Source organism: Oscillospiraceae bacterium (assembly GCA_025757985.1).
Taxonomy (GTDB): domain Bacteria; phylum Bacillota; class Clostridia; order Oscillospirales; family Ruminococcaceae; genus Gemmiger.
Genome location: CP107210.1, coordinates 1,895,564 through 1,915,216, shown reverse-complemented (window position 1 = coordinate 1,915,216; position 19,653 = coordinate 1,895,564). Strand labels below are relative to the sequence as shown.

Sequence of the window (19,653 nt, the reverse complement as noted above, 5' to 3'; positions counted from 1 at the left end):
AGCCCCGCCCCTACCGTGCGGTACTCACTTTATATCGTTAAACAACTCTTGTGTCCAAACCGGCAGGCCGTATTTTTCATCAAGGTGGAAACCGTCAAAAAACTGCGTGTCATCGTCTGTGATGCAGCTGCCGCCCCACTCATAGTCCAGCAGGGTAAAGCCGTAGCTGTCGGCCCAGGCGCGCAGCGCGGGCAGTACCTCATCCTCCATCGCATCGCTGATGCCGAAGGCATCGCAGACTTCGGTGCGCACATTTTCCGCCATCGGCGGCAAAACCACGATGAGCCGCACGCCCTCGGCCTGACAGCGCTCAGCCAAAGCGCGCAGCCGCTCAAGCTGCTCGGTGTTGACCGACCAGTCCCTGCAGCGCGGGGTGATGGTGGCGGTGTAGTCGTACAGCCGGCGGTGCAGCGGCAGCACCGTGCCGTCATCGGCCAGATAATCGCTCTCGGTCCAGTCGCCGGACTCGATCGTGTCAGGTGTGCCGCGCAGCGTGTCCATCGCCACGGTCAGGGCGTTTACATTGTACTCAAGGTTAAAGCAGTAGGCGAGGGGGTTGTTCAGCGTCTCCTCCAACGCGGCAAAGCGGTCGGTGTTGTACCCGGCGTTCAGCGTATAGAACGAAACCTCTGCCACTAGGGTATCAACCTCATGACCGGAGTTGAGTATATAGTCCGCCAGATCAAGCGTCTCCTTGAGCGAGGCACCGCCGAACGCAAGGTTCTGCCACGGCTGCCCGGTCAGGCTGTTGACCAGCTGCATATCAAAATGGGCAAGGCGGCTGTCCCCTAAAATCAGATTTGTGCCCGGCGCCTGCTGGTAGGCGCGCACCCGCGCCACCGGCTGGCTGGACGAGGCGGAGGCCTTCAGCCCGAAGTAGTTGTTTGGCTCAAACGCAGCAAAGAACACGAACCACAGAACCACAGGGATCGCCAGAAGCGCCATTTTTTTGAGAATGTTTTTCATGGGCCAAGCAGCCTCCTTTCGTTAGAATGGCTTCCCCCTGCGGGGGAAGCTGTCAGCGGCTCCGCCCGCTGACTGATGAGGGGCGACGGCGCCGATACAACCCTTAAATGGGTGGTTGCGGGAAGCCCGCCCCTCATCCGGCGCTGCGGCGCCACCTTCCCCCCCTGGGGAAGGCTTGGAGTTAAAACCCCGCATACATGCCGAAGCCGGAACTGCCGAAGCCGCCGCTCTGCATGATATAGCCGATCAGCAGCGCGATCACCAGTGCATAATAGACGGCCCAGCGGTGCTTTTCTTTGGCAAGGCAGAACTCGGCGGGCTTGTTCTTGAACGCAAACGCCCGGCGGGCGTCCAGATAAAACGCCAGCGCCAGCACCAGCGCCGTGAAGGCGTAGTACGCGGCCACCATGATGGCGTTGGCGTAAAAGCCGTTGGACGCGGCGGCGTACAGCTCGGCGACAAACCGCGCGGGCGCCCAGTTAAGGAAACAGCCGCCCAGATACCGGAACGCATCGCCAACGGTCAGCGGCGCGGCGGCAGGGGAGGACCCCACCCGGAAAAAGACCATGCTCACGCACCACAGCGCAAATACACCGGCGCGCTTGGCCCACTGCACGCGGGCGGGGGCCTTCTTTTTGGGCTTGCCGAGGCGGCGGTGCAGCAGCTCCTCACCCAGACGGTAGCAGGCCTGCAAAAGGCCCCACACCACAAAGGGCAGTGTATTGCCGTGCCAGAAGCCCGACACAAAAAACACCGTGAATACGCAGACCTCGGCGGGCAGGCGGGTCAGCCTGCCGTGTGTCACGCCCGAAACATCGGCCCACGCCAGCGGCATAAAGAGATAGTCCTGCAGCCAGGACGAAAAGCTGATGTGCCAGCGGCTCCAGAAGCCGGAAAAGTTTGTGGCAAAAAAAGGTGTTTTGAAGTTCTCCGGCAGGGTCAGGCCGAGCAGCAGCCCCACCGCGCGGGCAACCTCAGAATAGCCGGAGAAGTTGAAATACAGCTGAAAGGTATAAAACACAGCGGCCAGCACCAGCATGGGGCCGCCGTAGCTGCCGTAGTGGGGGAACACCTCGTCCACCAGCAGGCCCAGCACATCGCTGACGGCCACCAGCTTAAAAAGGCCCAGCGCCAGCAGCCGCAGCGCCTGCACGGTGCGGGCGGCGTCAAAGCGATGCTCGGCCTTGAGTTGGGGCAGCAGTGCCCCGGCACGGCAGATCGGCCCCTGTGTCACAGTGGCAAAAAAGTTCAGAAACAGCGCAAAGTCGATGAAGCTTGTCTCGACCTCGCAATCGCCGCGCGCAGCGTCAATCAGGTAGGAGATGGCCGCAAAGGTGTAAAAGCTGATGCCCAGCGGCATGGCCACGGCCTGCCAGCCGCCGTCCGCTGCAAACGCGCCGTTGTATTTGAAGAAGGCAAGGATCGCCAGCAGCCCGCCAACGCCGAGGCGCAGCGCTGCCGTTTTATGCACGCCGCCCCGCGCCGCCAGCCCGCGGCCGCACAGGTAGGTGAACACCGCAACAGCGATGGTCACGGGCAGCATGGCCGGCATGGCCAGCGCGTAGAATACCCAGCTGGCCCCCAGCAGAAAAACGCTTTGCAGCCGCTGCGGCAGGTGCAGATACACCACGGCCACCACCAGCAAAAAGCCGAAGAACCCGAAACTCTGCAGGCTCATGGCCGCACCTCCCAACATACTATCAGTAATAATTCATTATACATGATTTAACGCAATACCGCAAGGGCGATTTGCGCCCCCCTGCGCCCCCCTGCGGCGCGAAAAAAAAAATAAATTTGGTCACGCAGCGGAAAGTGTGCTATAATACAGCCAATGCAATCGGCAGGAGGGAAAAACACCATGCAGCATATCCGCAATGCGGTCCAACAATTTTTAAAGACGCAGCCCCCGGCGCGGATCATCGCCATCGGCTTTGCGCTGCTGATCCTCTGCGGTGCGGCGCTGCTCATGCTGCCGTTCTCGGTGCATCCGGGGGTGCATATCACACCGCTGAACGCACTTTTTACCTCTACCAGCGCCGTCTGCGTCACCGGGCTGGTCGTGGTGGACACCGGCGACACCTTCAGTCTGTTCGGCCAGCTGGTCATCGCGGTGCTGATCCAGATCGGCGGTCTGGGCGTGGCGTCCATCGGTATGGGGCTGGCCCTTGTGACAGGGCGGCGCATCAGCCTGAAGGGCCGTTCCCTTGTGCGGGAGGCGCTGAATGTCGAAAACCTGAACGGCATGGTCAAACTCGTGCGGGCCGTCCTGCTCATGACGGTGCTGTGCGAGGCAGCGGGCGCGGTGCTGAGCTTTCCGGCCTTTGCCCGGGACCACATGCCGCTGCGGGCGGTCTGGCTCAGTATTTTTCACTCGATCGCCTCCTTTAATAATGCGGGGTTTGACGCACTGGGCGGCGGCACCAGCCTGATCCCCTACCGGGATGATCTGCTGCTGAACATCGTTACCGATGCGCTCGTCATCGTGGGCGGCATCGGCTTTATGGTCATCCTCGATGTCGGCCGCTGCCGCGGCAATTTCCGCAAAATGAGCTTTCACACCAAGGTCGTGCTTTCCACCACGGCGGTGCTGCTCTTCGGCGGCATGGCGCTTTTGCAGCTGACCGACGGCCTTGGCTGGATGACGGCGTTTTTCCAGAGCATGACGGCCCGCACGGCGGGCTTCTGCACGGTGGATTTCAGCACCCTGAGCAACGCGGGCCTGCTGGTCATTATGCTGCTGATGTTTATCGGCGCATCGCCGGGGTCCACGGGCGGCGGCATCAAGACGACCACCTTTTTTGTGCTGATGCAGCAGGTGCGGTCGATCTTCTCCAAGCGGCGGCTCGGCGCATTCCACCGCCGCCTGCCGGACGCTGCGCTGCCCAAGGCTGCGACCATCACCCTGATGGGGATCATCGTTGTTCTGGGCGGCACCTTCGGCCTCTGCATCCTTGAGCCGGAGATGGATTTTGTCCGGCTGCTGTTTGAGCAGATCTCGGCCTACAGCACGTCAGGGCTTTCCACCGGCATCACGGCGGGGCTTTGCGCCGGCAGCCGGGTGCTGCTGATCCTTACCATGTTCATCGGCCGCGTGGGTGCGGTGACGCTGCTCTCCCTCTGGGTCGAGCGCCCCGAGCCCACCGCCCGCTATACCGAAGAAGCCATCACGATTGGGTAAATACGAAGCCGCAAGGCAACCACCGTAGGGGCGGATTCCATATCCGCCCGTGCCCGCCTGCCGCAGGCACGGCTCCGCGGGCGCATATAGAATGCGCCCCTACATACTCTGCCGCCCGGCGCGGCGCAGAAAGGGTACACATATGTTTGATAAAATGAAAAGTTCCGCCGAAAGCTACGGTGTCATCGGCCTGGGCCGCTTCGGCACCGCACTGGTAAAAACGCTGTCGGACGCCGGCAAGGAGGTCATCGCCGTTGACAAGGACGAGGCCAAGGTCAAGGCAGTGCGCGGCTGGACCGATTACGCCTTTGTCATTGACGAGCTGAACGAGGCCGCACTCAAGGAGACCGGCATGCAGAACTGCGGCACTGTCACGATCTGCATCGGCGAACGGATCGACATCAGCATCCTGACAACGATGCTTGTCACCAAGCTCGGCGTGCCGCATGTGATCTCCAAGGCGGCCAGCGAGGTACATGGCGAGGTCCTCAAGCAGCTGGGGGCTGAGGTCGTCTATCCGGAGGCCGATATGGCCGTGCGCATCGGCAAGCGGCTGATCTCAGGCAACCTGCTGGACTATGTCGCACTGGGGGACGGTGTCGAGGTGCGCCGCATCGCTGTGGGCGGCAAAATGCTGGGTAAGAGTGTGCGGGAGCTTGACCTGCGCAAGGTCTACGGCATCAATGTCATCGCGGTGGAGCATGCCCGCCAGACCAATGTTGAGTTCTCCGCGGACTATACCTTTAAGGACGGCGATGTCATGGCCGTGGTCGGCAAGGTCGCCAAGATCGACCGGTTTGAGAAGGAGATGTGAGGCGCGGCTCAGCGCGCCCGCCAATGGCTAAAGCCCCTCCGGCCTTCGCTGACGCTCGGCCACCTCCCCGCAGAGCGAGGAGGCTTTTCACGCGGGCTGTGCCCGCGCAAAAGGCTCCCCACAATGTGGGGAGCTGGCCGAGCTTGCGAGGCCGGAGGGGCTTTTCTGCCTTCCCATTACAACCGGCCTTCCCTCTTGTTAAAAAACTAACCGCACGGATTTTGCGCTTTTTGCCTTGCAATTCGCCGCGCGATGCGGTACACTTAAGCTAACGAATTACGGCAAAAACAGGAGGACTTCCAAATGGAGCACAGCAATCCGATCCTGATGGGCAACAACAGCCCGCAGAAATTCATCACCATCGGCGAGGTGATGCTGCGACTGACCCCGCCGAACTATGAAAAGATCCGCATGACCTCCACCTTTGAGGCCAGCTACGGCGGCAGCGAGGCCAATATTGCGCTGGCACTGGCCAACCTTGGGGTGGATTCCACCTTCTTCAGCGTGGTGCCCAACAACTCGCTGGGCAAAAGCGCCGTGCGCTGGCTGCGCTGCAACGATGTACACTGCACGCCGATGATCCTCTCCACCAAGGAGGAGACCCCCAGCCATCGTCTAGGCACCTATTATCTTGAGACCGGCTACGGCATCCGCCCCAGCAAGGTCATCTATGACCGTATGCACAGCGCCCTGACCGAGTACGACCTGAGCAAGGTCGATCTTGATGCGCTGTTTGATGGCTTTGACTGGCTGCACCTGTCCGGCATTACCCCGGCGCTAAACCGCAACTGCGCCGACTTTATCCTGCGCTGCCTCAAGACCGCCAAGGAGAAGGGCCTGACCGTCAGCTTTGACGGCAATTTCCGCTCCACCCTCTGGTCATGGGAGGAGGCCCGCGACTATTGCACCCAGTGCCTGCCCTATGTGGATGTGCTGTTCGGCATTGAGCCGTACCACCTGTGGAAGGATGACGAGAACCACGCCAAGGGCGACTGGAAGGACGGCGTCCCCCTGCAGCCCAGCTATGAGCAGCAGGATGAGATCTTCCAGCATTTTATCGACCGTTACCCCAACATCAAGTGCATTGCCCGCCATGTGCGCTACGCCCATTCCGGCAGTGAAAACAGCCTCAAGGCCTTCCTCTGGTATGAGGGACATACCTTTGAGTCCAAGCTTTTCACCTTCAACATCCTCGACCGCGTGGGCGGCGGTGATGCCTTTGCCAGCGGCCTGATCTACGCCATGATGCACGATTACAAGCCGATGGATATGGTCAACTTTGCAGTGGCGTCCAGTGCCATCAAGCACACCATCCACGGCGATGCGAACATCACCGACGATGTGGACAGCATCCGCAACCTGATGAATATGAACTACGATATCAAGCGGTAAACCGTATATAAAACGCGCCGTCCCGGGTGAGGGACGGCGCGCTTTTGTTTGGGAAGGTGTCTGCGGCCCCCGACTGCAGACGGATGAGGGGCGGCGTTTCCATGATTGCCCGGGAATGGGCTGCCGCGGAAAGTCCGCCCCTCATCAGTCCGCTTTGCGGACAGCTTCTCCCTTGGGGGAGAAGCCTTTGGGTAGCAGCTCCGCATTCAGCCCTGCCCCGATAAACAGCAGATTGATGATCACATACAGCCACAGGATCAGCAGGATCACCGCCGTCAGGGAACCGTAGATATACGACCGCCGCCAGAAATGCGCGATGTAAAAGGAAAATACCCGCGAAAAGATCAGCCACCCGGCCGTGGCAAAGATCGTGCCCGGCAGCTGGCTGCGCAGCGTGCGCCGCCCGCCCGGCACATAGGTGTAGATCAGCAGCAGCAGCACAAAAAGCAGCGGGATCGTCACGAATCGGCCGATGTCGGCCACCCGCTGCAGATGATGCACCACCGCTGCATAATGCCGGAAAAACGGCAGCGTATCGGCAAAATGCGCAAACAGCGACCGTATGCCCTGCAGGGCCAGCATGACGAGCAGCAAAAGCTCAAACACAAAGGTGTACCCGATGGCGAGCAGCCGGTTCAGAAAGGTGCGGCGAGAGCCGGGCGTCAGCCGCTGCAGCCCCACCTGCAGCGCGCTCACACCGCCGGACGCCGAGACGATGGTGGTCAGCACGGCCAGCGAGGCCACAAACTGGGCCGACTGGCCGCTCAGGCTCTGCAAAAGCTGCACGGCGGCGGCCTGAATCTCGGGGATCGGGGGCAGAAAATCCGCCAGCAGCTCGGCTACACCCTCCACTGAAAAGGCGGGGATCAAATTGACAAGCAGCAGCACCCACATCAAAAGCGGAAAGGATGCTGTGAGCAAAAACAGCGTGGCCGACCCGGCGTAGACCGTCATATCCAGTGCCAGATAGCGGCGCAGCACGGCCAGGGCGGTGTTTGTCCAACGGGTCAGCTTCGGCTTCATGGCAGGCTCCTTGTCTGTGCGGGCGGTCTTTCGATATATAGTTCATTATAGCGGATTCCGCTGCGGAACGCAATGTTCATGCGGCGGATTTTGTTTGGGGCCGGGTCTTGTGCGATTGCAAAAAATGTGGTAAAATAACATTGATTCTTTAAGGATAAAAATTGCCAACAAAATTGCGTCTTGACATTGGAAAAATATTCCGGGGGGGGGGGACTCTGTTTGAAAACCGAAACAGAACACAGCCGCGAGGCTGAAAATCACCTGCAGACCTTTGTGCAGCAGGGCCGTTGGGAGCGCTCCGCCCGCCACTGCCGTTCCATGCAGCGGCGGTATGCACTGTGCTGTGACGAAAAATTTGTCTACGGTCTGGACTACGCCGAGGTCATTGAGCTGATGGAGCTGTGGCTGTACTGGGCGGCGCTGCAGGACCTGTACGCCCTGCCCGGCATCTGTGAGGGCGGGGCCTTTGCCGCTGCGGAAAAGACGCTTGTGGCCTTTATAGACGAGGGTGAGGCCGCGGCCCAGCGGCAGAGGGCAGCCGATACCTACCGTGCTTTTCGGCAGGAATAGTGCCGTACACAGAAATTTTACACCCCTGCTGCGGCAAGGCGGTTAAAAATATATCAAAAACACTTGCGCATTTTCGGTTTTATGCGTATAATAAGGATAAACCCCTTGGGGCGCGGTGCGCCCTGCCAAAAATGTGAAACATACCGAGAGGAGCTTTTACTATGGGTTTGGGTAAAAAGACCATTGACGATGAGAACTACGCCGGTAAGCGCGTACTGGTTCGCTGCGACTTCAACGTCCCGATGAAGGACGGCGTTATCACCAACGATAACCGCATCAATGCCGCACTGCCGACGATCAAGAAGCTGATCAACGACGGCGCTAAGGTCATCCTGTGCAGCCATCTGGGCAAGCCGAAGAACGGCCCCGAGGCCAAGTTCAGCCTGGCCCCCGTTGCTGTGCGCCTGAGCGAGAAGCTGGGCCAGCCCGTTGTTTTTGCCGATGATGACAATGTTGTCGGCGAGAATGCCAAGGCTGCCGTTGCCACCATGAACAACGGCGATGTCGTTCTGCTGCAGAACACCCGCTTCCGCAAGGAGGAGACCAAGAACCTGCCTGAGTTCAGCGAGGAGCTGGCCAGCCTGGCCGACGCTTATGTCGATGACGCCTTCGGCTCCTGCCACCGTGCCCACTGCTCCACCGCCGGTGTGACCGACTATGTCAAGGATACCGCTGTCGGCTACCTGATGGAGAAGGAGATCAAGTACCTCGGCAACGCCGTGAACGATCCCGAGCGCCCCTTCACCGCCATTCTGGGCGGCGCCAAGGTCGCTGACAAGCTGAATGTTATCTCCAACCTGCTCGAGAAGGTCGATACCCTGATCATCGGCGGCGGCATGGCCTACACCTTCCTGAAGGCACAGGGCTATGAGATCGGCAAGAGCCTGTGCGATGACTCCAAGCTGGATTACTGCAAGGAGATGATGGCCAAGGCACAGGAGAAGGGCGTCAAGCTGCTGCTGCCTGTTGACGCTGCCTGCATCAAGGACTTCCCCGATCCCATTGATGCCCCCATCGAGACTGTGATCGTCCCTGTCACCGCTATCCCGGCTGACATGGAAGGCTGCGACATCGGCCCCGAGACCATGAAGCTGTTTGCTGACGCCGTCAAGGCCAGCAAGACCGTTGTCTGGAACGGCCCCATGGGCGTGTTTGAGAACCCGACCCTCGCTGCCGGCACTCTGGCTGTTGCCAAGGCCATGGCAGAGAGCGATGCCACCACCGTCATCGGCGGCGGCGACTCCGCAGCTGCTGTCCAGCAGATGGGTCTGGGCGACAAGATGACCCACATCTCCACCGGCGGCGGCGCTTCTCTCGAGTACCTCGAGGGCAAGGAACTGCCCGGCATTGCCGTCATCCAGAAGGCTTGATTTTTAAGAAACCCGCAGAGCGCGGCGGCCAAGCCGCCGCGCTCTTTTTGTAAAAAGGCTTCCCCCTGAGGGGCTGCGCCCGCAGGCGCGTGTCGGAGCGCAACCGCCGGAGGCGGCTCTTAGCGCGGAGGCTGAAGCTGTCGCCGCAGGCGACTGATGAGGGTCGAGTTTGCCATATTATCCCGTTGACGGGTCATATCCGCACACCCGCCCCTCATCCGGCGCTTCGCGCCACCTTCCCCCGCGGGGGAAGGCTTATTATGGAAGGAGTAAATTTATCATGGATAAACAGAATCGTAAAGCTATCATCGCCGGAAACTGGAAGATGAACAAGACCGCTACCGAGGCCAAGGCCCTCATCAGCGAGCTGATCCCCGCTGTCAAGGACGCCGGCTGCGAGGTCGTCATCTGCGTTCCCTTCACCGATCTCGTCACCGCTGTCGAGATGACCAAGGGCACCAACATCCATGTCGGCGCCGAGAATGTCCACTTCGAGAAGTCTGGTGCTTTCACCGGCGAGATCTCTGCCGATATGCTGACCGACCTCGGCGTTGAGTATGTCGTCATCGGCCACAGCGAGCGCCGCCAGTACTTTGCCGAGACCAACGAGACCGTCAACAAGCGCACCAAGGCTGCGCTGGCCGGCGGCCTGAAGCCCATCATCTGCGTCGGCGAGAGCCTCGACCAGCGTGAGCAGGGCGTGACCGAGGAGCTGGTCCGTATGCAGGTCAAGATCGCGCTGAATGGCGTGACCGCTGACGAGCTGAAGAATGTTGTCATCGCCTACGAGCCCATCTGGGCCATCGGCACCGGCAAGACTGCTACCGCTGATCAGGCCGAGGAGGTCTGCGCCGCTATCCGCAAGGTCGTCGGCGAGCTGTACGGCGAGGACGCCGCCAAGGCCCTGACCGTCCAGTACGGCGGCAGCATGAACCCGAAGAACGCCGAGGAGCTGCTGAGCAAGCCCGATGTTGACGGCGGCCTGATCGGCGGCGCTTCCCTGAAGGCTGACCAGTTTGCGGTCATCGTTGACGCTGCCACGAAGGGCTAAATCCCCCACAAAAAGGCTTCCCCCTTTGGGGGAAGCTGTCACCGAAGGCGACTGATGAGGGGCGACCTTGCCACTATCTCCCGCTTACGGCTCGGCAAGGTACGCTCGCCCCTCATCCGGCCTGCGGCCACCTTCCCCCAGAGGGGAAGGCTTTAAACCACACAAGGAGTTTCAATTCTATGTCTAAAAAACCTGTTATGCTCTGCATCATGGACGGCTTCGGCTGGACACCGGACGAGACCTACGGCAACGCCGTGGCCGCCGCCAACAAACCGAATCTGGACAAGATCTTTGCCAATTACCCCATGACCACCATCGAGGCCTCCGGCATGGCTGTCGGCCTGCCCGATGGCCAGATGGGCAACTCTGAGGTCGGCCACACCAACATGGGCGCAGGCCGCATCGTTTACCAGCAGCTGACCCTCATCACCAAGTCCATCAAGGACGGCGAGATGTTCAAGAACCCCGTCCTCGTCAAGAACATGAAGGCAGCCATCGACGCGGGCAAGGCCATTCATCTGATGGGTCTGGTCGGCACCGGCGGCGTCCACAGCCATGCCGACCACTGGTTCGGCGTGCTGGAGATGGCTAAGCACATGGGGGCGAAGGACGTCTACCTGCACTGCATCATGGACGGCCGTGACACCGACCCGCACAGCGGCAAGGGATTCCTGGCTGACCTGCAGGCCAAGCTGGACGAGCTGGGCATCGGCAAGATCGCCAGTGTCTCCGGCCGTTATTACGCCATGGACCGCGACAACAACTGGGACCGCGAGGAAAAAGCCTACGCTGCCTTCGTCTACGGCGAGGGCAACCACGCCGCCAACGCTGCCGAGGCCATCGAGGCCAGCTACGCCGCCGATGTGACCGATGAGTTTGTCATCCCCGTTGTCACCTGCGAGGGCGGCCGCGTTGAGGACGGCGACACCGTCATCTTCATGAACTTCCGCCCGGATCGTGCCCGTCAGATGACCCGCATCTTCTGCGACGACGCCTTCACCGGCTTTGAGCGCCGCGGCGGCCGCAAGCAGGTCCACTATGTCTGCATGGCAGAGTATGACGCCACCATGCCCAACTGTGAGGTCGCTTACCCGCCGGTCGAGCTGAAGAACACGCTGGGCGAGTATCTGGCCACCCACGGCAAGACCCAGCTGCGCATCGCCGAGACCGAGAAGTATGCCCATGTGACCTTCTTCTTCAACGGCGGCATCGAGCAGCCCTGCGAGGGCGAGGACCGCAAGGTCATCCCCAGCCCGAAGGTTGCCACCTACGACCTCAAGCCCGAGATGAGCGCCTATGAGGTCGCTGACGAGTGCAAGGCCCGCATCGAGAGCGGCAAGTACGATGTCATCATCCTGAACTTCGCCAACTGCGACATGGTCGGCCACACCGGCGTCTTTGATGCTGCTGTCAAGGCTGTTGAGGCCGTTGACAAGTGCGTGGGCGAAGTCACCGACGCCGTGCTGAACGCCGGCGGTGTCGTATTCCTGACTGCCGATCACGGCAACGCCGAGAAGATGAAGAACCCCGATGGTTCTCCCTTCACCGCGCATACCACCAATGTCGTGCCCTTCGCTGTTATCGGTGCAGGCGATGTGAAGCTGCGCGAGGGCGGGTGCCTCGCGGACATCGCCCCCACCATGCTGCCCTACATCGGTCTGCCCGTCCCCGCAGAGATGACCGGCAAGAGCATTATTGTGGAATAATTTAAGGCAATACCGCATAATTCTAAGTGCCGATACGGCGAGCGAGGTGCGGCAGCTGCTAAGCCAAAAGCGCAGATAATACTTTGTGTATTATCGAGCATTCTGGCAACGCAGATGCCGTACCGCAGCCGCCGGAGCGGTGCTTAAGCCGTCAGGCGGGAATTGTGCGGTGTTGCCTTAACAACGCATCCCCGCGGCGGGCCGTTTGGCCTGCCGCTTTTTTGTGTTTGTAGGGGCCGGGCATGCCCGGCCCGCAGCTTTCCCATAAGAAATCATTCGCCCTACACACGCAGCCCCTACAAATGCACCGCCTGCCCTTGCTATTTTTCTGCAAATGCGATATAGTTATCTTAACTAAACATATCCGATTTAGGAGAAACCGCATGAAACAACAAACAAAGGGCGGGGTGCTGCATAAGCTGTGGCAGAGCCTGCCGTGGCTGTGGATGGCCGCAGCATACCTGACGGATCTTTGGTATCAGCTTGTGCCGGGCCGGTGGATCGTGGATTCCGATCTGGCATCCGAGATGATCCTTGCGGATCTGCTGAACCGCGAAGGCTCGGTCATCAGCCACAACTGGTTCTACTCGACCGAACTGAAGGTCGTCAACCTGCAGTGGTTCTACCGATTGGGTCTGCTGCTTTTCCCCAATGATTGGCATCTGGCCCGCGCATTCGGTATGGCCCTTGCGCTGGCGCTTTACGCGGCAGCCATGCTGTTCTTTGTCAAATGCGCAGGCCTTGGGCGGCCCGGCCTCTGGATGGTCGGCACGCTGCTCTGGCCCTTCGGGCAGCATTATCTGGTTTATGCTATCTATGGCGGGTACTATCTGGTATATACCTTCTTCTATATGCTGGTGCTGGCGCTTGTGCTGCGCAGCCTGACTGCCGACAAAAAGCACTGCGCCTTGCAATGGCTGCTGGCCTGCCTTATTACGGCGGTGGCCGGCATGAACGGCGTCAAGCAGCTTATGGTATTCCATGCGCCGCTTTGTCTGGCAGCGGCGGTGCTGCTGGTCATGGCGCTGCACGGCAGCGATAAGCCGGACTGGAAGGGAGCTCTGCAGAGCTGCCGCAAGGAGGTTCGTCTGCTGGCAGCCTCTGTCGTGACGGCGGTGGCCAGTGCGGCGGGCTACTTCGTCAGCAATGCGGTGCTGTCCCGCCTGTACGACTTCAAATCCTACAATTTCATCACATGGGACCGGGACGAAAACTGGTTTACGCTCGACCGCATCCTGATGGACTTCTTCCATGAGTTCGGCTACCAGAACGGCTCCGGTGTGTTCCACTTCGGCGGTATTGCGGCGGGTATCGGCCTGCTGCTGGGTTGCTGGATGTTCTTCTGCATCGTGCGGCTGCTGCTGCGGCTGGATAAGCTGCAGCTCAACGACAAGCTGCTGGTGCTGCTGCTGGTCTGCATGCTGGCGGTCTGCGGCATGTGCTATGCCTACTTCCACGAGTATTATCTCTACTTCTGGCTTATGAACATGCCGGTGGCCATTGCGGTCATGGCGGTGGAGATCAAGACCGAGGATCTGCACCTGCCCGGGGCGCGGGGGCTTTTGGCCGCTGCGCTGGCGGCCTGCTTTACGGTTTGCGCCGTCAATACGGTGCGGCAGGAGCAGGAGCACCCCTACCTTGCGCATAAGGGCTTGAAAAACGCCGCCGACTGGCTGGTGGAAAATGGCTACACCGAGGGGTATTCCACCTTCTGGAACGGCAATGCGATGATCGAGCTGACAAGCGGCAAGCTGGATGTCTGGACGATCGCCAATCTGAACAGCCTAGTCGTGCCCGACTGGCTGCAGCCCAAGGAGCATCTGACCACCGACCCGGTGCATCCGTTCCTGCTCATTGATACCGAGACCGACTACGCCGCTGATGACGCGCAGCTGGTCAAATACGGCAGCTGCACCGAGGTCTACAACGATGGACGCTATGTGATCTATGACTTCGCCGATGCGGCCGCCGCGCACGAGGCAGCACAGGCGGCAGAAGCAAAACAATAAGAAGATATAAGGTGCCATGCTATGTAGAGGCGGATGCTTGCATCCGCCCGCGGTGCGTTGAGGACGCCGCCCTCTGTAATCGAATCCGATACTTTATATAAATATAAGGAGTATTCTTATGCGTTACTGCAAAAAATGTACGATGCCCGACACCCGCCCCGGTATTACCTTTGATGCCGAGGGCGTCTGCAGCGCCTGCCGCCACTACGAGAACCGCAAAAATGTCGACTGGGACGCCCGCTTCAAGGAGTTTGAGGCCTACTGCGACAAATACCGCGGCATGAACGGCCCCGGCGGCTATGACTGCGCGGTTGCTGTCTCCGGCGGCAAGGACAGCCACTTTCAGGTCTGGATGCTGAAAGAGGTCATGCACATGAACCCGATTCTGTTCAGCGTCGAGGACAACTTCCCCATGACACAGGCGGGTATCCACAACCTCAAGAACATCAGCGAGGAATTCGGCTGCACGATCATCTCCTGCAAGCCCAACATCAAGGTGCAGAAAATCCTGATGCGCAAATTCTTTGAGAAGTACGGCAAGCCGACCTGGTATGTTGACCGCCTGATCTACACCTTCCCGCTGCACATGGCGGCCAAATTCAACACCCCCATGCTCTGCTACGGCGAGAATGTCAGCTTTGAGTACGGCGGCAACGCCGACAAGGAGACCTACTCCGCCATGGGCCAGATCGAGAACGGCGTGGCCGTGGGCATGCCGATGGAGGAACTGCTGGGTGACGGCGTGACCGAAAACGACCTGAGCCTGACGCTGGCCCCCAGCGCCGAGGAGCGCGCCAAGCTTGACCCGTTCTACATGAGCTATTTTGTGCCGTGGAACAGCTACAAGAATTACCAGATCGCCAAGGCGCACGGCTTCCACGACCTGACCCATGAGTGGGATCGCACCCACCACGCCGAGAACTTCGACCAGATCGACTCCCGCGCCTATCTGGTACACAGCTGGCTGAAGTACCCGAAGTTCGGTCACGCTGCTGCAACCGACTACACCGCCCGCTATATCCGTTACGGCATGATGACCCGCGAGGAGGCCATCCCCATCATCAAGGAACGCGATGGCAAGCTGGATCCGCTCTGCGTGCGTGATTTCTGCGACTTCTGCGGCTATACCGAGAGCGAGTTCTGGGCCATCATGGACAAGTTCTACAACCGCGACCTGTTCGAGAAGAATGACTGCGGCGAGTGGCAGCTCAAGCACCCCATCTGGGAGGAAAATAAATAATGGTACGGCATGTCATTCTTTGGAAGCTGAAGGAAATGCCCGAGACCGAGAAGGCCGCCGTCAAGGCCGGCATCAAGACAGGGCTTGAGGGGCTGGCCGGCCAGATCCCCGGCCTGCTGGAAGTCCGTGTCTACACCGAGGCGCTGCCCAGTTCCGCGAATGCGGACCTGATGCTGGACACGACCTTCACCGATGCCGAGGCACTGAAGGGCTACTCCACCCACCCGGCGCATGTCGCTGTAGCCAACGGCAAGGTGAGACCGTACACCGCGGTAAGGACTTGTTTGGATTTTACGGTATAATGCAATAAATGAAATGTAGGGGCGGATTCCATATCCGCCCGCAGGTCGTAGCGGCTTAGCGGGCGCATATAGAATGCGCCCCTACGATGTAACGGAGGTAAAGGGTTATGGCAGCAACTATAATCAAAAACGGCCGTATCCACGATGCTGTCCACCGCGAGGCCTATGTCGCGGATATTCTGCTGGCTGACGGTAAGATTGCCGCTATCGGCGGCGGGCTGACTGCCCCGGCGGACGCTGCTGTGTTTGACGCCGATGGGTTGGAGGTTTATCCCGGTTTTGTCGATGCCCACACCCATATCGGCCTCGATGGCTACGGCATCGGGTACGAGGGCTGCGACTACAACGAGATGAACGACATCTGGACGCCGCAGCTGCGCGCGATTGACGGTATCAACCCGCGCGACCCCTCGCTGGCGGACGCGCGCCGGGCCGGCGTGACCTGCGTCTGCACCGGCCCGGGCAGCGCCAATGTGCTGGGCGGCACCTTTCTGGCCATGAAAACCGTGGGCGATCGCGTGGACAAAATGGTCGTGCGCGACCCGGTTGCCATGAAATGTGCCTTCGGCGAGAACCCCAAGCGCTGCTATCGCGACAAGTGCGATTCCACCCGCATGTCCACGGCGGCGTTCCTGCGCGGCGCGCTGATGCAGGCGCGGGACTACGGCGCCCGCAAGCAGGCGGCCAACGGCGATATAACCAAAATGCCCGCCTACAACCAGAAGCTCGAGGCCCTGCTGCCGGTGCTGGCGCGTGAGATTCCCCTGAAGGCCCACGCCCATCAGGCCAACGACATCTTCACGGCGCTGCGCATCGCGCGGGAGTTCAACCTGCGCCTGACGCTGGAGCATGTGACCGAGGGCCACCTGATTGTGGACGAACTGGCAGGGGAGAAGGATGTGCCGATGGCGGTCGGCCCCAGCCTGACGTTTGCCAGCAAGTTTGAGCTACAGAACAAATCCTGGTCCACCCCTGCGGTGCTGACTGCAGCGGGCTGCCATGTTTCCATTATCACCGACAGCTCAGTCATCCCGCAGCAGTATCTGCCGCTCTGCGCCGGTATGGCGGTCAAGGCTGGCATGGACCCGTTCGATGCGCTGAAGGCCATCACCATCAACCCGGCGGAGCATATCGGCGTAGCCGACCGCGTCGGCTCGCTGGAGGTGGGCAAGGATGCCGACCTCGTCATCACCGCAGGCAGCCCCTTTGAGGTGCTGACCGAGGTAAAAGCAGTCTTTATTGACGGGGCGCGTATCGAGCAGGCATGATTAGTGGAAAGGATCGTAGAGGCCATGCGTTTGCCAAAACAACCGCTGCAATGCCCCACAATGGCTACCGCCGGAAATGTACTGACACTGGCAGCGCTGCTGCTGCCGCCGCTTTACATGCCGAATGGTTATGTTGGGCTGGTGGGTGCTAAATTTCATCTACTGCTGTGGCTGGCAGGGATTGGATGTGCTTTGCTGCTTTGCTGCCTGCAAAAAAGCCTGCGCAGGAATGAGCATCCGGCAAAGCAGGCGCAAATTGCCGGTCTGCCGCTGTTGCTGCTCTGCTTAAGCTACACAGTAGCATGGCTTTTTGCGGAGAATCCTGCCGTGGCTTTGTGGGGATTGCAGGGGCGCTACAACGGCCTTATCATGCTGTTGGCCTGTACGATGCTGTACTTTGCAGTACAGCTGACAGGCGGCGGGATTCCGGCTGCATGGTTCGGACGGCTGTTGGCAGGAGTAGGATGTGCTGTTACGCTGCTGTGCGGGATGAACTTCTTTATGGTTGACCCGTTGGATGCCTATTACAGCTTTTTGCCCGAAAGCGGGGAGCTGTTCCTCGGTACAGTGGGGAACATCAATTTTTATGGGGCGTTTCTTGACCTTTGCCTGCCTATTGCCGTGTGGGAGCTTTTGGTGACACCAGACAGCGATTCGGCACGGCTATGGGGCGCGGCATCGGTTTGCCTGGGGGCAGGCCTTGTGGTTGCAGGCAGTGATGCGGCCTGGCTGGGGGCTGTAAGTGCGGTGGCGGTGCTTTGCATGGCGCGGCGCATTACAGCCGGGCGGCTTTCCCGGCTGGCCTATGCTGCGGCCGTCTGGGCACTTTGCACAGGAACAATGGGTTTGCTGGCTCGCTTGCTGCCTGCCCGCGCAGAGTGGCGTACCGTGTCGAAATTTGTTACACAGCCGATGGTGGCGCTTATACTGGCTGCGGTGTGCTTTGTCACTGGCGGTCTGCTGCGCCGACAGCCTAAGGTAAACAGCTGGCGTGCTGTGCGCGTACTGGCTGTCGCGGCTGTGGTGCTGGCCGCTGTTCTGGTGCTGCTTGCCAATTTTACCGTGGTGCTGCCGCAGCCGTTGACAAGGCTGTTGTTCTTTGATGACCAGTGGGGCTCCAACCGGGGCTTTGCGTGGAAACGCCTCTGGACGGTCTGGCGGGATGATTTGACACCGTTACAGATGCTCTTTGGATTAGGCGGTGATGCTGCCAATGCACGGCTGAACATAGATGACTACTCTGTCAAATATATGATGCTGCTCAACGGTGATGTTTTTGACTCGGCCCATAACGAGTATCTGCAGCACCTGATCTGTGGAGGGGTAGTTGGGCTGACTTCCTGGCTGGCCTTTCTGGGATTACATGTCCGCCGCGGACTGCGGACAGCGCCGGGGCTTGCCGCGGCAATCCTTGGGTATGCAGTACAGGCATTTTTCAGCATCAGCATGCCGGGCGTACTGCCTCTGGTGTTTGTGCTGGCGGCGCTCTGCGTAAAGCCGCAGCCGCTGGCTGCCCGTGGGTGGTATCGCAGCCTTTTGGGATTGGTAATGGCTGCCCCGCCGATACTGCTGCTGGCGGCAGTCTAAAGCTTTGCTGTTATGGCAGAATAAAAGTGAATAATTGGTGAAAATGTCCATTGACAAAAGTAACCGGGGGGGGGTATACTCTCATTAGACTATATGGCTTGTGAATGCAGCCATTTAAATTATGAGAGGAGTCCTACCCGAAATGAAAAAGTTTCTTTCTATGGTTTGCGCAGTAGCGCTGGCTGCCCTGTGCGCCGTGCCCGCTTTCGCTGAGGCTACGCCCGGTGAGGCTGCTAACACGGCTGCCACAAAGATTACTGCCAAGAACGCATCTACAAACGAAGGTGCAGGCTTTGCGAATAGCATTGCCAATTACTACACCGCCAACCCCACCGTGCCTGTAACCAAGCAGAACGCTAACGCAGCTGCGACTGTTATCAATGCCCATGCGGACAAGGCTATCGCGGACGGCACTTTTGATAAGGACACCATCAAGAAGGTATATCCCAGCACGGGGAGCGTTACCAATGCCGTTGCTGTCCAGACAATCGAGAAGAGTCAGATTTCTAATCTTTCCCTGACGAAGAAGGATGACAATACGCTGGTACTGTCTGCTACTTGGACCGGTACGCAGCCGTCTGCGGGTGCCAACATTGCCGTCTATGGTATGGATACCAGCGCAGCTTACCAGATCGTCTTTGTGGATGATGCCGGAAACCGTACAACGATTGATTCTGTATCCAAGGTTGCTGACGGCGTGGTCGTTTTCTGGGTTCCCCACTTCTCTACCTATGAGATCGTAAAGGTCAGCGTTGCTGCAGATACAGCCCCGGCCGCCGCTGCTTCGGCTACCACCACGGTTGACGCTGCCGCTGTTGATGCTCAGTTCTATACCTGCAAGGCCTGCGGTTACCACAACTGGACTGGCACTGTGGGCGGCTACAAGTGCGACCACTGCGGCCACATCGAGGCGAAGGATCTGAGCAGCTACCCCAATGTCAAGGGTACTGCTACGCTGCCCACTGCCACCTCTGCTGCTGCCTCCAACAACATCATCAAGGCGACCGGTGCTGATATGAGTATGGTCGTTCTGGCTGTTCTGGCTCTGGCTGCCGCTCTGGTTGCCGGTTTCGCTTGCATCGTTCGCAAGCAGGGTCTCGGCAAGTAAAAATAAGGAAACATGCTGCTTATGAAGAGTTCTGATTCTCACAAAGCAGTGCATGCACACGGCAAGAGA

16 protein-coding genes are annotated in these 19,653 nt (G+C 59.6%); 13 read left to right on the top strand and 3 right to left on the bottom strand.

Annotated elements, in window-relative coordinates:
* Nucleotides 1-24 precede the first annotated feature (24 nt).
* Together OGM67_09425 and OGM67_09420 are read right to left on the bottom strand one after the other, a co-directional pair.
* Complete coding sequence (locus tag OGM67_09425) at nt 25-966, bottom strand: hypothetical protein (GenBank protein UYJ33806.1); 942 nt, start codon at nt 964-966, stop codon at nt 25-27.
* Nucleotides 967-1,147: 181 nt separating this feature from the next.
* Nucleotides 1,148-2,644 (bottom strand): hypothetical protein, encoded by a 1,497-nt coding sequence (locus tag OGM67_09420; GenBank protein UYJ33805.1) that lies wholly within the window; start codon nt 2,642-2,644, stop codon nt 1,148-1,150.
* Nucleotides 2,645-2,824: 180 nt separating this feature from the next.
* Here OGM67_09420 and OGM67_09415 point away from each other — a divergent pair, with 180 nt between their 5' ends.
* The 3 genes from OGM67_09415 to OGM67_09405 all read left to right on the top strand — a co-directional run bounded on the left by OGM67_09415 (nt 2,825) and on the right by OGM67_09405 (nt 6,350).
* A complete protein-coding gene (locus OGM67_09415) occupies nt 2,825-4,144 on the top strand; it encodes a H(+)-transporting ATPase (protein ID UYJ33804.1) in 1,320 nt (439 codons plus the stop codon).
* Nucleotides 4,145-4,298: 154 nt separating this feature from the next.
* Entirely contained in the window at nt 4,299-4,958 is a 660-nt protein-coding gene (locus OGM67_09410) for a TrkA family potassium uptake protein (protein ID UYJ33803.1), read from the top strand.
* Between the two features lie 303 nt (nt 4,959-5,261).
* Entirely contained in the window at nt 5,262-6,350 is a 1,089-nt protein-coding gene (locus tag OGM67_09405; GenBank protein ID UYJ33802.1) for a sugar kinase, read from the top strand.
* A 144-nt stretch (nt 6,351-6,494) separates the two neighbouring features.
* Here OGM67_09405 and OGM67_09400 read toward each other — a convergent pair whose 3' ends face one another.
* Nucleotides 6,495-7,373 (bottom strand): YihY/virulence factor BrkB family protein, encoded by an 879-nt coding sequence (locus tag OGM67_09400; GenBank protein UYJ33801.1) that lies wholly within the window; start codon nt 7,371-7,373, stop codon nt 6,495-6,497.
* 219 nt (nt 7,374-7,592) lie between these two features.
* Here OGM67_09400 and OGM67_09395 point away from each other — a divergent pair, with 219 nt between their 5' ends.
* From OGM67_09395 to OGM67_09350, 10 genes are all read left to right on the top strand, one after another.
* Nucleotides 7,593-7,943, top strand: coding sequence for a hypothetical protein (locus tag OGM67_09395; protein ID UYJ33800.1), 351 nt, complete (start codon nt 7,593-7,595; stop codon nt 7,941-7,943).
* A gap of 161 nt (nt 7,944-8,104) precedes the next feature.
* Complete coding sequence (locus tag OGM67_09390) at nt 8,105-9,313, top strand: phosphoglycerate kinase (GenBank protein ID UYJ33799.1); 1,209 nt, start codon at nt 8,105-8,107, stop codon at nt 9,311-9,313.
* 280 nt (nt 9,314-9,593) lie between these two features.
* On the top strand, nt 9,594-10,364 hold the full coding sequence (tpiA, locus tag OGM67_09385) for a triose-phosphate isomerase (protein UYJ33798.1): 771 nt from the start codon (nt 9,594-9,596) through the stop codon (nt 10,362-10,364).
* Nucleotides 10,365-10,543: 179 nt separating this feature from the next.
* The gene (gpmI, locus tag OGM67_09380) at nt 10,544-12,070 is read left to right on the top strand and encodes a 2,3-bisphosphoglycerate-independent phosphoglycerate mutase (protein ID UYJ33797.1); all 1,527 of its coding nucleotides are present in this window, start codon (nt 10,544-10,546) and stop codon (nt 12,068-12,070) included.
* A gap of 383 nt (nt 12,071-12,453) precedes the next feature.
* Complete coding sequence (locus tag OGM67_09375) at nt 12,454-14,079, top strand: hypothetical protein (GenBank protein ID UYJ33796.1); 1,626 nt, start codon at nt 12,454-12,456, stop codon at nt 14,077-14,079.
* 118 nt (nt 14,080-14,197) lie between these two features.
* Entirely contained in the window at nt 14,198-15,319 is a 1,122-nt protein-coding gene (locus OGM67_09370; GenBank protein ID UYJ33795.1) for an N-acetyl sugar amidotransferase, read from the top strand.
* The gene (locus tag OGM67_09365; protein UYJ33794.1) at nt 15,319-15,621 is read left to right on the top strand and encodes a Dabb family protein; all 303 of its coding nucleotides are present in this window, start codon (nt 15,319-15,321) and stop codon (nt 15,619-15,621) included. The genes OGM67_09370 and OGM67_09365 overlap by 1 nt, the downstream gene beginning before the upstream one ends.
* A gap of 107 nt (nt 15,622-15,728) precedes the next feature.
* Nucleotides 15,729-16,889 carry an amidohydrolase gene (locus OGM67_09360; GenBank protein ID UYJ33793.1) on the top strand — a complete coding sequence of 387 codons (1,161 nt, stop codon included), beginning with the start codon at nt 15,729-15,731 and terminating at the stop codon, nt 16,887-16,889.
* Between the two features lie 60 nt (nt 16,890-16,949).
* A complete protein-coding gene (locus OGM67_09355) occupies nt 16,950-18,476 on the top strand; it encodes an O-antigen ligase family protein (protein ID UYJ33792.1) in 1,527 nt (508 codons plus the stop codon).
* A 142-nt stretch (nt 18,477-18,618) separates the two neighbouring features.
* Entirely contained in the window at nt 18,619-19,584 is a 966-nt protein-coding gene (locus OGM67_09350) for a hypothetical protein (protein ID UYJ33791.1), read from the top strand.
* The last annotated feature ends 69 nt before the right edge of the window (nt 19,585-19,653 follow it).

Excerpts from the sequence above, each read along its gene's own strand:
- OGM67_09370 (UYJ33795.1), top strand. The coding sequence starts at position 14,198 with ATGCGTTACTGCAAAAAATGTACGATGCCCGACACCCGCCCCGGTATT.
- tpiA (UYJ33798.1), top strand. The coding sequence starts at position 9,594 with ATGGATAAACAGAATCGTAAAGCTATCATCGCCGGAAACTGGAAGATG.
- OGM67_09415 (UYJ33804.1), top strand. The coding sequence starts at position 2,825 with ATGCAGCATATCCGCAATGCGGTCCAACAATTTTTAAAGACGCAGCCC.
- OGM67_09360 (UYJ33793.1), top strand. The coding sequence starts at position 15,729 with ATGGCAGCAACTATAATCAAAAACGGCCGTATCCACGATGCTGTCCAC.
- OGM67_09375 (UYJ33796.1), top strand. The coding sequence starts at position 12,454 with ATGAAACAACAAACAAAGGGCGGGGTGCTGCATAAGCTGTGGCAGAGC.
- OGM67_09405 (UYJ33802.1), top strand. The coding sequence starts at position 5,262 with ATGGAGCACAGCAATCCGATCCTGATGGGCAACAACAGCCCGCAGAAA.
- OGM67_09355 (UYJ33792.1), top strand. The coding sequence starts at position 16,950 with ATGGCTACCGCCGGAAATGTACTGACACTGGCAGCGCTGCTGCTGCCG.
- OGM67_09390 (UYJ33799.1), top strand. The coding sequence starts at position 8,105 with ATGGGTTTGGGTAAAAAGACCATTGACGATGAGAACTACGCCGGTAAG.
- OGM67_09420 (UYJ33805.1), bottom strand. The coding sequence starts at position 2,644 with ATGAGCCTGCAGAGTTTCGGGTTCTTCGGCTTTTTGCTGGTGGTGGCC.
- OGM67_09410 (UYJ33803.1), top strand. The coding sequence starts at position 4,299 with ATGAAAAGTTCCGCCGAAAGCTACGGTGTCATCGGCCTGGGCCGCTTC.
- OGM67_09350 (UYJ33791.1), top strand. The coding sequence starts at position 18,619 with ATGAAAAAGTTTCTTTCTATGGTTTGCGCAGTAGCGCTGGCTGCCCTG.
- OGM67_09365 (UYJ33794.1), top strand. The coding sequence starts at position 15,319 with ATGGTACGGCATGTCATTCTTTGGAAGCTGAAGGAAATGCCCGAGACC.
- OGM67_09400 (UYJ33801.1), bottom strand. The coding sequence starts at position 7,373 with ATGAAGCCGAAGCTGACCCGTTGGACAAACACCGCCCTGGCCGTGCTG.
- gpmI (UYJ33797.1), top strand. The coding sequence starts at position 10,544 with ATGTCTAAAAAACCTGTTATGCTCTGCATCATGGACGGCTTCGGCTGG.
- OGM67_09425 (UYJ33806.1), bottom strand. The coding sequence starts at position 966 with ATGAAAAACATTCTCAAAAAAATGGCGCTTCTGGCGATCCCTGTGGTT.